Origin of the sequence: Pseudescherichia vulneris NBRC 102420 (assembly GCF_000759795.1) — a bacterium.
Taxonomy (GTDB): Bacteria; Pseudomonadota; Gammaproteobacteria; order Enterobacterales; family Enterobacteriaceae; genus Pseudescherichia; species Pseudescherichia vulneris.
The window spans coordinates 17,990-30,597 of record NZ_BBMZ01000034.1 but is presented as its reverse complement, the minus strand read 5'-3'; the positions used below and the strand labels follow the sequence as shown (position 1 = coordinate 30,597).

The following is a 12,608-nucleotide window of genomic DNA, read 5'->3' as shown; positions in this document are numbered from 1 at the left end:
GTGTTACTCCGTAATCACATACAGATGAGAGCGGATACCGAGATCGGTTTTGCCAGGGTAAACCTGGACGCTGTCATCACAGCTGACCGATAGCTGGAAGTTAAATCCGAGCCAAGCGTACTGCGCCAACAGATCTACACCCGTTACCAAGGGAATACCGTTGATAAGGGCATTGCCACTGCTGTCCGCCAGGTTCATTACCCACCAGACTTCCCGCCAGATAACGCTCATTCGCCAGCGGGTTCCGGCAATCTCGATGTTGAACATCTGGTTATCAGGGTTAAGTGGGATCTCAGATACGATCACGGCGTCCTCCCTGGTTTAATCCACGCTTTACCCGAAGGCTTTAGGTTTTTGGTACCAGCATTAATGACAGTTGAAGTATTGGCTCCCTCTTTCATCTCTGTTTTATCCGCCACCACAATAGACTGCGTACGCGAGATCAGGATCTCACGCAGCGTAAGGGTGGCCGAGAGAACATTTTCACTCTTTGCGTCCGTTGTGACTTCGATACTCTTAAGAAGCATGTTGTTATAGATACGTTTACCGGTGACGACATTGAATGGAATTCGCTCCTCTTGTAACGTTATTAGCTGTTGATAAATCTCTTTTGGAGAGAGACCCAACAGATCGGTCCCGGTAAGATGAGATGCTAAATCAAGCACTGCGCCGCCGCCCGCAAATCCTACTTCCATGACGAGGTCTGCAGGCAGCTTATAGGCGTGATCGGCAATTGGCGCGCCTAGCTCTACCGGGTGCTCAGTAATCGTCAAAGTGTCGGTATGCTTCTCAGAAATAACGACGCTAGGGATGATAAAACTACCGATGCGGCCAAGCATACGGGTTGGCTTAAGTAACAGCGTCGAAAGAATATCCATTACCCCACCCCGCTCTGGTTGGCACGCATTATTCTTGCGTTAGCGGAGTGCTGGCGCATTTCCACCTCAGACGCTATTTCACGGGCGTTACTGCCGTAGATGTTATAGGTATTTTGCTGATGAACCGATGTCATGCTGTTGACGTTCCGGCCTGACTGCTGATTGACGTTCAAATAATTCTCGGCATTGTGGGTAGAAGTATTAAGCATAGAAATCATATTGCCGCGCAGCGCGATGTGTTGCACAGCTGCCTGCATAAGCTGAGATATGTTTTGTATACTGGCATGGTTAATGACAGTCTCTTTGCGGCTTGGTTCAGCGGCAATCTGGCTTTGCATTAGCCAGGCAGAGGGCTGATAGAGTAACTCTGCCGAGTGATAGAACGGCGCTATCCAGTCCGGCACTTTTCTACTGCGTCGAGTTGCATGTAGGGATTCTATCTTTACTTCATGATTAACAGAGGGGATATCACTGTCCGATGTAGCTTCTAAAGCCAATCGGCGCAACGTACTTGCCATCGCACTTCGACGACCATCGGAAAAAGAGCTTGTACTGGGTAGAATACTTTCAGCATCGGCTACGATGTAGGTTTTATACACTCTCTCTGCCACTATGAACGAAGGTGCGATTGCGTCACAAGCACATTGCGCAAGCCGACTCGCTTTTTCCAGGCTCTTCGCGATCTGTGGCATAACATATGAGGTACTTTCTGCCAGAGGGCCGATCTCAGGCAAAGCAGCCGTCATCTGTTCAAATAGCACGGTAAGCTTATCGGTATCTATTTGCTCAATATCTAATCCCAGCGAGAGAAAAAAATCTTTCACTGCTTTTACGCTACCGCTCATTAGCGACCCTCCACTTATCTACCCGCGCATCGTTATCCTCGCGCATGTCAAGGTAGTCATTAAGTAAGGCGATGCGGCAGAGATCGACCGCACCGCTGTCGAGATCTTTCTGATCGATCCCAAAGGCGAGTGCCGGGCGCAAAATAAAATCCTCTCCGCCCGGTAAGGTATTCAGCATTATTCCCCCGGCTGGGCTGACTTCTCGTCCATAGGAAGCCCTTGTAAAAAATTTCCCAATGAGTCGGCGACCACCCGCGCCACCAGCTGTAACAGGGTCAACAACTCAATATCATCAAAGGCAAGTTCGCCATGCTGGAAAACAGGAACCCAGCCTCTCATATGTTCTCGGGAAACAACGGAGAGGCAGGGAAAAAGGATTGCGTTAACATCATCGTCGTTGAGACTCGATACCGCCGAAGCAATTTTAGGCAGAACGGCAGCAACTGCCCCTTCGCTATCGTGATTGCCGATCTTCTCCTGGCCAGTGCGGAAATCTGCCACCATGCTGGCCAGTAGCGGCAGCAGCTTGCGAGCAACCTTTAACTGTTCGAATACGCTAAGCCTGGCGGTGCGGTAGGCGACACCGTTAATAGCAAATTCCATATGTTAAAACTCCCCAAGTAGCCGGTCAATTTTTCCACAGTCAAAGACCCACTCTACCGTTCCGCCGTCGGCGGCATTGTTAAAATCAGGGTGTTTCTGGAATGCACACGATCTTGCGGTCAAAATATCCCCGGAGGCGGTATTGCGTATGACAATGACATTATTTCCCCAGGTCGCAGCTGACAGGGTTTGCGCATTGTAGGCCAAAGACAAACGTTTATTGACCGGGGAGGTCTTAAGCAGCGATACCGTAATCGTGCCGGACTTGTCCGCATTCAGGCTATGCATTATTTCGCCGTCAGCGCCCACTGTCATGGTATTCATAGCGCTACCCATGGTCTGGGTGATGCCTTCTGAGGCGTTAGCCGAGCCCTGACCAAAATCAATAATGCCAGTCGGTCCGGTAAGCGTCGCGGTGACGTCAAGAAAAGAGTACGTTGCCATCTGTTGCTCCTTAGCGAACTACATTGATTTGCACATCTGCATAATGAACCGCGCCTGCCAGCTTGCAGGCCACCTGAATCAACGGGGCTTTGCGCGCCTCCCGGTCTGCCTGAGCCTGCGCTGAAAGCGGCTGCGCATAGACGTAGTACCCTTTGGTCAGGGTATCACCGAAAGAGAGTTGCCCCACTGCACCACCGTTCCATACGCCGGGCGCAACCAGGCCATTGGTGACCGACTGGTCCATAGACTGCTCTACGCAGGCAAGCAAGCGCGTCACACCGGCATCGGTCTGGGGAATTTTGCTGGTGCTGGTATAAAGCAGGTTATAGAGGTTGGTCTGCACATCGTTTTGTAGCCAGTCGAGCCCGTGGCGTTCATCAAAGAAGTCACCGTTCGCCATGACCCCCTGCTGCAAAATTGCGGTGTCATTGGCGTAATAGACAAAGACGTTGGCACGCTTCGCATCTACCGCAGATGCCTGGCCAATAGTCAGCGTCTCATAGGTAATTGTTGGTTCCTGCTTAAATTTCAGGGTGATAGTTGTATTACTGGCGTTAAAATTAACAGTGAAAGCTCGACCAAATGCCGAGACCGCAGCGTATGGGCTGTGGGTAGAGTATTGGATAAATGTCCGGCCATAGCCGCCCGCCTTGAGTAAAGAGGCGACGTCATTTGTTACCCCTGTGCTGACAATCCCGGGATCGCCAGAGGTAACGCCAAAAATGCGGCTCGGGCTGGCGGCTTCAATGAGAGCAGCAATGCTAACGACGTCGCTTGCGTCGAGCACATCGCCGCCGGTAGCAACTTCAGCCGCGACAACCAGCCCATACCATCCAGGAAACTGTAGGCATGCGTTAACCGCATCAACGATAGTTTCTGCCTCCTCACCTTCAGAGGTGGTAGCGGCTTTCGCCCAGCGACCAATGTACACCTCTGAAGGTGAAGGCGACTGGCTAAAGTAAACCGATGCCGCGGCGTATTCCGGGCTGGCTGTGCCGAAATCAGTGCCGATATCGGTAATCGAAACATAAAGACGTATCCGTTCTGTTGTCGGGATCGTTGCGGACGAGCCGAGGATCAGAAGTGAACCAAAGTTACGACCGGTCGCCGCCGTCGGCGACATGATGACATCTACGTTAACAATGTTGGATAGGGGTAAGCCCTGAGCCATGTTTTATTCTCCTGAAAAGATCGCTGGCGCTGCCACCAGCGATTGAATAGCGTATTCGCGCACAATCTTGCGGCGCAGCTGCGCTGTCATGTCGTAACGGCGAACCCACGTTTGCTCAATAAGTTCGGGATAAAGCGTTAAAAAGATGTCATCGCTCAGCGAAAAGCCAAGTGCATTCAGGCTGGCGTTGTTCTGTGGTACAGCGATGCCATCACGAAAACGGGCGGCATACGTCATGCCTGCAGAGCCGTAAAATGAGGCCGTACACTCAAATGTTTCATGCCGCCAGAACTGCACGTTTTCATCCAGCTGGCTGGAAAATGCCGGGTTATCATCGCTGGACCATGCCGTGATACTGAATGCACACCACGTCGCATTCGTTGAAGACGGTAATAATGGTTCTTCACGCCATCGGGGATGCACCGCTTCTAAGGGCAAGCCGGATACGCTGCTTATCCACTGGCTTAGCTGCGCGTCGAGCGCCTCGTCGTAATCTGGATCGGGGCTGGTAGGCGTTAGCCAGCCCGCCTCTGTACTTGTGTTGTTGCTCAAGATGAAGGCCTCCATCAAATGGCGGGCATAAAAAAAGCCCCGAGAGTTCGGGGCTTTTGGTTGAGGTTGTTAATTCAACTCATAGTAGTCTGTCATACTTTTTGCGGCCCGCATGAGCACTTTTTTCATTGGGATGTTTAACGACTTCAGAGTCCATTTGTAGCGATACGCCAAGCATACATAGGCAACCCTCGATAAAACCCTCGGCAGTCTCAATCACTCGTCTTATTTCGCGCTCCGAGGTTTTGGCTCTGCGACCAATTTCTCGTTTTGACAGACCGTGAACGTAGTGAAGCATGATGGCATTCAACTCTTCAGATTTACGTATCTGCTGTAGGCGGCTGATGCAGCTATCAATAATCAGCCCATCATCATCGCTACAAGAAAGACGAGACGAGAAGCTGGCTCCAATCAACCCCTTAAACCCTGCCGCAATGGGGGACCAACTGACTGCCGTATTATGCTGGGCGGCCCACCCGCCCCAGCGCTCTAAGACCTGCTGTATATTGCGCATAGATCTATCCCTGGCTATTTGCTGTAGAAAGTATCTGAGGAGCAGCATAATTACTTTTTTTTGCCCTCGCAGGCGGGCAAAAATTGCTATTGCTGCCAGGAAAAGGCAGAAACGTGACGGCGATCGGTACTGCAAACGCACAGGTGAAAAAACTGGTCTGAGCAGAAATCGGGCGTATAATACCCGCCCTGCTTGTGTACCTTCTGAGACTTTCCGATGGCGTTGTTGATCACCAAAAAATGCATAAACTGCGATATGTGCGAACCCGAGTGTCCGAACGAGGCCATCTCAATGGGTGAGAGCGTTTATGAGATTAACAGCGATCGCTGTACGGAGTGCGTCGGCCACTATGAGACGCCGACGTGTCAGAAGGTCTGCCCTATCCCCAATACCATTCTCAAGGATCTGGCGCACAGCGAGAACCAGGAGCAGCTGTGGGACAAGTTTGTCCTGCTGCACCATGCGGATAAGATTTAGCTTTCGATAATCACCGTCGCGCAGGCGTAGCGCCGTTCATCCGCCAGGGTGACATGCATATGCGCCACGCCCAGCCGCTCCGCCAGCTTCAGCGCTTCGCCCCACAGGCGCAGACGCGGCTTGCCCAGCTCGTCGTTAAACACTTCAAACTGGTTGAACGCCAGGCCGTTACGGATCCCGGTCCCGAACGCTTTCGCTGCCGCCTCTTTTACCGCAAAACGCTTGGCAAGAAAGCGCACTGGCTGCTGGTGCGCCTGGTAGATCTCCCACTCGTTGGCACTCAATACCCGCTTTGCCAGCCGGTCGCCGGAGCGGGAGATGACCGCTTCAATGCGGTCAATCTCCACGATATCCGTGCCTAAGCCCAGAATAGCCATCAGGCACGCGCTTCCAGCATCAGGCGCTTCATCTCGGCTACCGCCTCTTTCAGGCCGCTCATTACCGCCCGGCCAATAATGGCGTGGCCGATGTTCAGCTCGTGCATCTCCGGGATGCGGGCGATAGGCTTCACGTTGTGGTAGGTCAGGCCGTGGCCGGCGTTAACCTTCAGGCCGAGGCTTGCCGCATAGGTGGCGGCGTTGGCGATGCGCTCCAGCTCTTTGGCCTGAGTGAGGTCGTCTTCCGCGTCCGCATAGCAGCCGGTGTGAATTTCGATGTAGGGCGCGCCCACTTCTGCGGCGGCTTTGATCTGCTCGGCATCGGCATCGATAAACAGCGATACCAGGATCCCGGCATCCGCCAGTCGTGAGCAGGCGTCGCGCATCTTATCCCGCTGCCCGGCGACGTCCAGTCCGCCTTCGGTAGTCACTTCCTGGCGCTTTTCCGGTACCAGACAGCAGAAGTGAGGTTTAGTCTCACAGGCGATAGCCAGCATCTCTTCGGTGACCGCCATCTCCAGGTTCATGCGCGTATCCAGCGTCTGGCGCAGGACTTTTACGTCGCGGTCGGTGATGTGGCGACGATCCTCACGCAGATGGATCGTAATACCGTCCGCCCCCGCCTGCTCGGCAATAAACGCCGCCTGGACCGGATCCGGGTATGCCGTGCCACGCGCGTTACGCAGGGTGGCAATGTGATCGATATTAACGCCTAACAGTAGTTCAGCCATGACAATACAATCCTCGAATATCCTTTATTACGGTGCATCCGGCGCTGGCCGTTTCGGCACAAACTGGCGAAACAGCTCCCGGCTTTTTAACGGCTTACCGCCAAGATACGGCTTCAGGGCCGCGCGGGTAAAGCGTTTCGCCGCTTTTAACGTATCGCTATCGGGAAACTCACGCTCGGCGAGCGCCCGCAGCTGACGGCCGGTGAAGGTGCGGTTATCGATCACCACGCTGGCGATAAACCCCTTCTCCTCCCGGTAGCGGTAGGTCATGGTGTCCTCTACCGCTTCGCCGGTCCCGGCGCAGTGCATAAAATCGATGCCGTATCCCAGGTGCCCCAGCAGCGCCAGTTCAAAGCGCCGGAGGACCGGTTCGGGCGAGCCGCTCAGGCCTGCCAGCGCCTGGATACAGTGCAGGTAATCGAAAAAAAGTTCAGAGAAGCGCGTCTCATGTTCAAGCACGCGAGAGATAAGCTCGTTGACGTAGAGGCCGCTGTAGAGGGTGATACCGCTCAGAGGGAGCGCCAGCGACACTGCTTCCGCGCTGCGCAGGGTTTTGACTTCACCCCGGCCGCCGAAGCGTACCAGCAGAGGCGTAAAGGGCTGGAGTGCGCCCTTAAGGTTGGAACGTTTTGCGCGTGCGCCTTTAGCAACAAGGCGCACACGGCCCGACTCTTCCGTGAAGACGTCCAGCATCAGGCTGGTTTCGCTCCAGGGACGACTATGGAGAACAAAAGCGCGCTGCCACCCTTCCATTAGCCTCTATACTCGTCGTCTTTCATGCCGCAGGTACGTTGAACGTACCCGTTCGTTTCGGTCAATTACTTGAGATCGTCAACGTAGCCGAGGCTACGCAGGGCGCGCTCGTCATCGGCCCAGCCAGATTTGACCTTCACCCACAGCTCAAGGTGCACCGGCGCTTCGAACATCTCCTGCATATCTTTGCGGGCTTCGATACCGATGGTTTTGATCTTGGCCCCTTTGTTGCCAATCACCATCTTCTTCTGGCCTTCGCGCTCAACCAGGATCAGGCCGTTAACGTCGTAACCGCCGCGCTCGTTGGTGACAAATTGCTCGATCTCGACGGTCACCGAGTAGGGCAGCTCTTCACCAAGGAAACGCATCAGTTTTTCACGGATGATCTCCGAAGCCATAAAGCGCTGGGAACGATCGGTGATGTAATCTTCCGGGAAGTGGTGGATCGCTTCCGGCAGATGCTTACGCACGATGCTGGCAATGGTATCCACGTTCATCCCGGTCTCAGCGGAGAGCGGCACGATATCGAGGAAGTTCATCTGGCTGGCGAGGAACTGCAGGTGCGGCAGCAGATCCGCCTTCTCCTGCACGTTATCGACTTTGTTAACGGCCAGGATCACCGGCGCTTTACCGTCACGCAGCTTGTTGAGCACCATCTCGTCGTCCGCCGTCCAGCGGGTGCCTTCTACTACGAAGATCACCAGCTCAACGTCGCCGATAGAGCTGCTGGCCGCCTTGTTCATCAGGCGGTTGATGGCACGCTTCTCTTCCATATGCAGGCCCGGGGTGTCCACGTAGATGGCCTGGTAAGCGCCTTCAGTATGGATCCCCGTGATGCGGTGACGCGTAGTCTGCGCTTTACGGGAGGTAATAGAGATCTTCTGCCCAAGCAGATTGTTCAGCAGCGTAGATTTGCCTACGTTGGGACGTCCAACGATGGCAATAAATCCGCAGTATGTTTTTTCGTTGCTCATTCCAGCTCCAGTTTTTTCAACGCCTGTTCGGCGGCTGCCTGCTCCGCCTTGCGGCGGCTGGAACCTGTGCCGACCACCGGTTCACTCAGGCCGCTTACCTGGCAGTGGATAGTAAATTCCTGATCGTGGGCTTCGCCACGCACCTGCACAACCAGATAGGTTGGCAGCGGCAGGTGACGACCCTGTAAAAATTCCTGCAAACGCGTCTTCGGATCTTTTTGCTTATCCCCTGGGCTGATCTCGTCCAGGCGCGTTTGATACCAGTAGAGGATCAGCTTTTCGACGGTCTGGATATCGCTGTCGAGAAACACGCCGCCAATCAACGCCTCAACGGTATCGGCCAGAATAGACTCCCGGCGAAAACCACCGCTTTTAAGCTCGCCCGGCCCTAAACGCAGGCACTCGCCCAGCTCAAACTCGCGACCGAGTTCAGCCAGCGTGTTGCCGCGCACCAGCGTCGCGCGCATCCGGCTCATATCGCCTTCGTCCACGCGGGGAAAACGGTGATAGAGCGCGTTAGCAATAACGAAACTTAAAATGGAGTCACCCAAAAACTCCAGACGCTCATTGTGTTTGCTGCTGGCGCTGCGATGGGTTAACGCCTGCTGCAATAACTCCTGATGTTGAAAAGTGTAGCCCAGCTTCCGTTGAAGCCGATTAATTACGATGGGGTTCATGCGATACCAATAGGATGAATGCGTCAAAAATGCAGCACACGAAACCGACCTGAAGAAAACAACGCGGTTTCGTGTGCCGTGGCTCCCTGCGGAACCAGCCTAAACTTCGGGGGAATATTCTATACACAACGGCGAGGGATGTCGTTAGCCGTGACTGATTTATCGTGGAAATAATTTGGGTTGCAGCCAAACTCGCTGCAACCCGACGGATTAGTGGATGCCACCGATGCGATTTAAGCGCACGCCGGTCGGCCACTCGCCCTCTTGTTTCTCGAAGCTCATCCAGATCGCCGTGGCTCGGCCTACCAGATTCGCCTCCGGCACAAAGCCCCAGTAACGGCTGTCCGCGCTGTTGTCGCGGTTGTCACCCATCATGAAGTAGTGTCCCGGCGGCACGATCCAGGTTGCCAGCGGTTGGCCTGGCTGCTGGTGATAGAGCCCCAGCTGATCCTGTGCAATCGGCACGGTCAGAATGCGGTGCGTTACGTCACCCAGCGTCTCTTTACGCTCGGCAAGGCGTACGCTGTTCTCTTTGGTTTCACCCGGCGGCAGCTGGAAGAAGCCGCTGCTGGCCTCGCCACCGTTGCGACGGCTAAAGGTCTGGACAAAATCGCTGGGCGCAACGTTGGAGTAGGTGATCGGCAGCGCGCTGGCGCATGCCTGACCAGAGCTGCACCCTGGCTGCACCGTAACCTGCTTGGCAACCGGATCGTAGCTGACCTTATCGCCCGGCAGGCCTACAACGCGCTTAATGTAGTCCAGGCGCGGATCGTCCGGATACTTAAACACCGCAATGTCGCCGCGTTTCGGATGGCCGGTTTCAATCAGCGTTTTCTGGTAGATCGGATCCTTAATCCCGTAGGCAAATTTCTCTACCAGGATAAAGTCGCCGATCAGCAGGGTTGGCATCATCGAACCAGACGGGATCTGAAACGGCTCATAGATGAACGAGCGTACCACCAGCACAATCGCCAGCACCGGGAACACGGAGGCTCCGGTCTCCAGCCAGCCCGGCTTCGGGCTAACTTTTTTCAGCGTTTTTTGATCCAGCGTATCGCCCGCCGCCGCCTGGGCTGCGGCCTGCCGCTCCCGGCGCTTTGGTGCAAATACGGCCTTGTCCAGGCACCAGAGCAACCCTGTGACCAGGGTTGCAATCACCAGGATCAGGGCAAACATGTTCGCCATACCAACTCCTTAATGGTTTATTTGCCGTCTTTACCTACGTGCAGAATGGCGAGGAACGCTTCCTGCGGCAGCTCTACGTTACCGACCTGCTTCATACGCTTCTTACCGTCTTTCTGCTTCTGCAGCAGCTTTTTCTTACGGCTAACGTCGCCGCCGTAGCACTTGGCGAGAACGTTTTTACGCAGCTGCTTCACCGTCGAGCGGGCAATAACGTGGTTACCAATGGCGGCCTGAATCGCGATGTCGAACTGCTGGCGCGGGATCAGCTCTTTCATCTTCTCAACCAGCTCACGACCGCGATACGGCGCGTTATCGTTGTGGGTGATCAGCGCCAGGGCATCAACACGCTCGCCGTTGATCAGAACGTCAACGCGCACCATGTTAGAGGCCTGGAAGCGCTTGAAGTTGTAATCCAGCGATGCGTAACCGCGCGAGGTAGACTTCAGGCGATCGAAGAAGTCGAGCACCACTTCTGCCATCGGGATCTCATAGGTCAGCGCCACCTGTTTACCGTGGTAAACCATGTTGGTCTGCACGCCACGCTTCTCAATGCAGAGGGTGATGACGTTGCCCAGGTACTCCTGCGGCAGCAGCATGTGGCACTCGGCGATAGGCTCGCGCAGCTCCTGAATGTTATTCAGCGGCGGTAGCTTGGACGGGCTGTCGACGTATACCGTCTCTTTCGAGGTGGTCACTACTTCATAAACTACGGTCGGCGCGGTGGTGATCAGATCCAGATCGTATTCACGCTCCAGACGCTCCTGAATGATCTCCATGTGCAGCAGGCCAAGGAAGCCGCAGCGGAAGCCAAAGCCCAGCGCGGTGGAGCTTTCTGGCTCATAGAATAGCGAGGCGTCGTTGAGGCTCAGCTTGCCCAGCGCATCGCGGAAGTTCTCGTAGTCATCAGAGCTGACCGGGAACAGGCCCGCGTAAACCTGCGGTTTCACCTTTTTAAAGCCCGGCAGCGCTTTATCCGCCGGGTTGCGGGCGGTGGTCAGGGTATCGCCCACCGGCGCACCGAGGATGTCTTTGATCGCGCACACCAGCCAGCCTACCTCGCCGCACTTCAGCTCGGTGCGGTCAACCTGCTTCGGCGTAAAGATGCCCAGGCGATCGGCGTTATAGGTCTGGCCGGTGCTCATCACCTTAATCTTGTCGCCTTTGCGCATGGTGCCGTTGTTGATACGCACCAGAGAGACAACGCCCAGGTAGTTATCGAACCAGGAGTCGATGATCAGCGCCTGCAGCGGTCCCTCAGGATCGCCCTGCGGCGGGGGAATATCGCGTACCAGACGCTCCAGCACATCGCCCACCCCTACCCCGGTCTTCGCGGAGCAGCGTACAGCGTCGGCGGCATCGATACCGACAATGTCTTCAATCTCTTCCGCCACGCGCTCTGGATCGGCGGCCGGCAGGTCGATTTTGTTGAGGACCGGAACCACTTCCAGATCCATTTCCATCGCGGTATAGCAGTTAGCCAGCGTCTGTGCTTCCACGCCCTGGCCTGCATCGACCACCAGCAGCGCGCCTTCGCACGCCGCCAGAGAACGGGATACTTCATAGGAGAAGTCAACGTGTCCTGGGGTGTCGATAAAGTTCAGCTGGTAGGTTTCGCCGTCGGCGGCTTTATAGTCCAGGGTTACGCTCTGGGCTTTGATGGTGATCCCGCGCTCGCGCTCAAGATCCATGGAGTCTAGCACCTGGGCTTCCATTTCACGATCGGAGAGGCCGCCGCAAAGCTGGATGATACGGTCAGACAGCGTCGATTTACCGTGGTCGATGTGCGCAATGATGGAGAAGTTACGTATATTCTTCATATGTAAGGATGTTTTAACTCGCGTTTTTATCGTAATTCATTTGATGGACACGGCAGAGGACCCACACCCCAGCCTACCGTTCCGTACATTGCCGAGCATCTTACACTGTAGCGACATGGCAGTCAGTAAGGATCCATTTATTAACATAAAACCTTACAACACCGGCATAAAAACCCGCCCAAGCGGGTTTCGTACAGTCAGTGTTGATATTAAGCAGCTTTAGGCGAAAACTTTCTTGTAAGCTGCTGATTAACCTGAATATCAAAATCAGTAAAAAGTGCTACTGGCTTTACACCGTGCCCCTGCTTTTCTAAACGCACAAATCCCCTTGAACTTAAGGTCTTTAGCGTAACCGATAGGTTGCTTTTTTTTCTGCCTGACATCTCAGCGAGCTCAGTAATGCTCTCCGGCTTATGCTCTTCAATGAGTCTTAAAAGTGCAATATTCTCATTACTCAGCACCTGTGCCAGAGCATTCATTGATGTAAACCATACCCTGGGCTCATCGGGTTCTGGCTTATACTCACCTTTGGCTATAGCAAGCATCCTGAAACGGATGTGCTCTTCAGGCATAACACCAATTAACGCTTTCATGTGTTAACCTCTGTTCT

Annotated in this window: 18 protein-coding genes; 1 reads left to right on the top strand and 17 read right to left on the bottom strand. The window is 54.5% G+C overall.

The genetic code is table 11. The annotated features are described in order from the left end of the window. Positions 1-3: 3 nt before the first annotated feature. The 9 genes from EV102420_RS19530 to EV102420_RS19490 form a co-directional block, all read right to left on the bottom strand. Entirely contained in the window at positions 4-306 is a 303-nt protein-coding gene (locus EV102420_RS19530; protein WP_042395543.1) for a phage baseplate plug family protein, read from the bottom strand. Then, positions 303-878, bottom strand: coding sequence for a phage baseplate protein (locus EV102420_RS19525; protein WP_042395542.1), 576 nt, complete (start codon positions 876-878; stop codon positions 303-305). Before EV102420_RS19525 ends, EV102420_RS19530 begins: the two co-directional genes overlap by 4 nt. Continuing rightward, positions 878-1,723 (bottom strand): hypothetical protein, encoded by an 846-nt coding sequence (locus tag EV102420_RS19520; RefSeq protein WP_042395539.1) that lies wholly within the window; start codon positions 1,721-1,723, stop codon positions 878-880. The genes EV102420_RS19525 and EV102420_RS19520 overlap by 1 nt, the downstream gene beginning before the upstream one ends. Continuing rightward, on the bottom strand, positions 1,713-1,901 hold the full coding sequence (locus EV102420_RS19515) for a DUF6889 family protein (protein WP_165570677.1): 189 nt from the start codon (positions 1,899-1,901) through the stop codon (positions 1,713-1,715). The genes EV102420_RS19520 and EV102420_RS19515 overlap by 11 nt, the downstream gene beginning before the upstream one ends. Then, positions 1,901-2,326: a phage tail assembly chaperone gene (locus tag EV102420_RS19510; protein ID WP_042395536.1), complete on the bottom strand. Its 426-nt coding sequence runs from the start codon at positions 2,324-2,326 to the stop codon at positions 1,901-1,903. The genes EV102420_RS19515 and EV102420_RS19510 overlap by 1 nt, the downstream gene beginning before the upstream one ends. A 3-nt stretch (positions 2,327-2,329) precedes the next feature. Continuing rightward, complete coding sequence (locus EV102420_RS19505) at positions 2,330-2,770, bottom strand: phage structural protein (protein WP_042395533.1); 441 nt, start codon at positions 2,768-2,770, stop codon at positions 2,330-2,332. Between the two features lie 10 nt (positions 2,771-2,780). Further along, entirely contained in the window at positions 2,781-3,941 is a 1,161-nt protein-coding gene (locus EV102420_RS19500) for a DUF3383 family protein (RefSeq protein ID WP_042395532.1), read from the bottom strand. Between the two features lie 3 nt (positions 3,942-3,944). Further along, positions 3,945-4,493, bottom strand: a complete 549-nt coding sequence (locus EV102420_RS19495) for a phage neck terminator protein (RefSeq protein WP_441843073.1) — start codon at positions 4,491-4,493, stop codon at positions 3,945-3,947. A gap of 79 nt (positions 4,494-4,572) precedes the next feature. Beyond that, positions 4,573-5,007, bottom strand: a complete 435-nt coding sequence (locus EV102420_RS19490) for an antiterminator Q family protein (protein WP_042395526.1) — start codon at positions 5,005-5,007, stop codon at positions 4,573-4,575. A 216-nt stretch (positions 5,008-5,223) separates the two neighbouring features. On the opposite strand from EV102420_RS19490, the gene EV102420_RS19485 reads away from it, so the two are divergent. Next, positions 5,224-5,484 (top strand): YfhL family 4Fe-4S dicluster ferredoxin, encoded by a 261-nt coding sequence (locus tag EV102420_RS19485; protein ID WP_042395524.1) that lies wholly within the window; start codon positions 5,224-5,226, stop codon positions 5,482-5,484. Here EV102420_RS19485 and acpS read toward each other — a convergent pair. The 8 genes from acpS to EV102420_RS19445 form a co-directional block, all read right to left on the bottom strand. Further along, positions 5,481-5,861, bottom strand: a complete 381-nt coding sequence (acpS, locus tag EV102420_RS19480) for a holo-ACP synthase (RefSeq protein ID WP_042395522.1) — start codon at positions 5,859-5,861, stop codon at positions 5,481-5,483. The genes EV102420_RS19485 and acpS overlap by 4 nt on opposite strands. Continuing rightward, a complete protein-coding gene (gene pdxJ, locus EV102420_RS19475) occupies positions 5,861-6,592 on the bottom strand; it encodes a pyridoxine 5'-phosphate synthase (protein ID WP_042395519.1) in 732 nt (243 codons plus the stop codon). Before pdxJ ends, acpS begins: the two co-directional genes overlap by 1 nt. Before the next feature lie 27 nt (positions 6,593-6,619). Then, positions 6,620-7,345, bottom strand: coding sequence for a DNA repair protein RecO (gene recO, locus EV102420_RS19470; protein ID WP_042395517.1), 726 nt, complete (start codon positions 7,343-7,345; stop codon positions 6,620-6,622). A 65-nt stretch (positions 7,346-7,410) separates the two neighbouring features. Next, on the bottom strand, positions 7,411-8,319 hold the full coding sequence (gene era, locus EV102420_RS19465; RefSeq protein WP_042395514.1) for a GTPase Era: 909 nt from the start codon (positions 8,317-8,319) through the stop codon (positions 7,411-7,413). After that, on the bottom strand, positions 8,316-8,996 hold the full coding sequence (gene rnc / locus EV102420_RS19460; RefSeq protein ID WP_042395511.1) for a ribonuclease III: 681 nt from the start codon (positions 8,994-8,996) through the stop codon (positions 8,316-8,318). Before rnc ends, era begins: the two co-directional genes overlap by 4 nt. A 210-nt stretch (positions 8,997-9,206) precedes the next feature. Next, positions 9,207-10,181, bottom strand: coding sequence for a signal peptidase I (lepB, locus tag EV102420_RS19455; RefSeq protein ID WP_042395509.1), 975 nt, complete (start codon positions 10,179-10,181; stop codon positions 9,207-9,209). Between the two features lie 17 nt (positions 10,182-10,198). Then, the gene (gene lepA / locus EV102420_RS19450) at positions 10,199-11,998 is read right to left on the bottom strand and encodes a translation elongation factor 4 (RefSeq protein WP_042395506.1); all 1,800 of its coding nucleotides are present in this window, start codon (positions 11,996-11,998) and stop codon (positions 10,199-10,201) included. A gap of 209 nt (positions 11,999-12,207) precedes the next feature. Beyond that, entirely contained in the window at positions 12,208-12,591 is a 384-nt protein-coding gene (locus EV102420_RS19445) for an HVO_A0114 family putative DNA-binding protein (protein ID WP_042395505.1), read from the bottom strand. Positions 12,592-12,608: the final 17 nt, after the last annotated feature.

Excerpts from the sequence above, each read along its gene's own strand:
- EV102420_RS19525 (WP_042395542.1), bottom strand. The coding sequence starts at position 878 with ATGGATATTCTTTCGACGCTGTTACTTAAGCCAACCCGTATGCTTGGC.
- EV102420_RS19520 (WP_042395539.1), bottom strand. The coding sequence starts at position 1,723 with ATGAGCGGTAGCGTAAAAGCAGTGAAAGATTTTTTTCTCTCGCTGGGA.
- EV102420_RS19515 (WP_165570677.1), bottom strand. The coding sequence starts at position 1,901 with ATGCTGAATACCTTACCGGGCGGAGAGGATTTTATTTTGCGCCCGGCA.
- EV102420_RS19510 (WP_042395536.1), bottom strand. The coding sequence starts at position 2,326 with ATGGAATTTGCTATTAACGGTGTCGCCTACCGCACCGCCAGGCTTAGC.
- EV102420_RS19505 (WP_042395533.1), bottom strand. The coding sequence starts at position 2,770 with ATGGCAACGTACTCTTTTCTTGACGTCACCGCGACGCTTACCGGACCG.
- EV102420_RS19500 (WP_042395532.1), bottom strand. The coding sequence starts at position 3,941 with ATGGCTCAGGGCTTACCCCTATCCAACATTGTTAACGTAGATGTCATC.
- EV102420_RS19490 (WP_042395526.1), bottom strand. The coding sequence starts at position 5,007 with ATGCGCAATATACAGCAGGTCTTAGAGCGCTGGGGCGGGTGGGCCGCC.
- EV102420_RS19485 (WP_042395524.1), top strand. The coding sequence starts at position 5,224 with ATGGCGTTGTTGATCACCAAAAAATGCATAAACTGCGATATGTGCGAA.
- acpS (WP_042395522.1), bottom strand. The coding sequence starts at position 5,861 with ATGGCTATTCTGGGCTTAGGCACGGATATCGTGGAGATTGACCGCATT.
- pdxJ (WP_042395519.1), bottom strand. The coding sequence starts at position 6,592 with ATGGCTGAACTACTGTTAGGCGTTAATATCGATCACATTGCCACCCTG.
- recO (WP_042395517.1), bottom strand. The coding sequence starts at position 7,345 with ATGGAAGGGTGGCAGCGCGCTTTTGTTCTCCATAGTCGTCCCTGGAGC.
- era (WP_042395514.1), bottom strand. The coding sequence starts at position 8,319 with ATGAGCAACGAAAAAACATACTGCGGATTTATTGCCATCGTTGGACGT.
- rnc (WP_042395511.1), bottom strand. The coding sequence starts at position 8,996 with ATGAACCCCATCGTAATTAATCGGCTTCAACGGAAGCTGGGCTACACT.
- lepB (WP_042395509.1), bottom strand. The coding sequence starts at position 10,181 with ATGGCGAACATGTTTGCCCTGATCCTGGTGATTGCAACCCTGGTCACA.
- lepA (WP_042395506.1), bottom strand. The coding sequence starts at position 11,998 with ATGAAGAATATACGTAACTTCTCCATCATTGCGCACATCGACCACGGT.
- EV102420_RS19445 (WP_042395505.1), bottom strand. The coding sequence starts at position 12,591 with ATGAAAGCGTTAATTGGTGTTATGCCTGAAGAGCACATCCGTTTCAGG.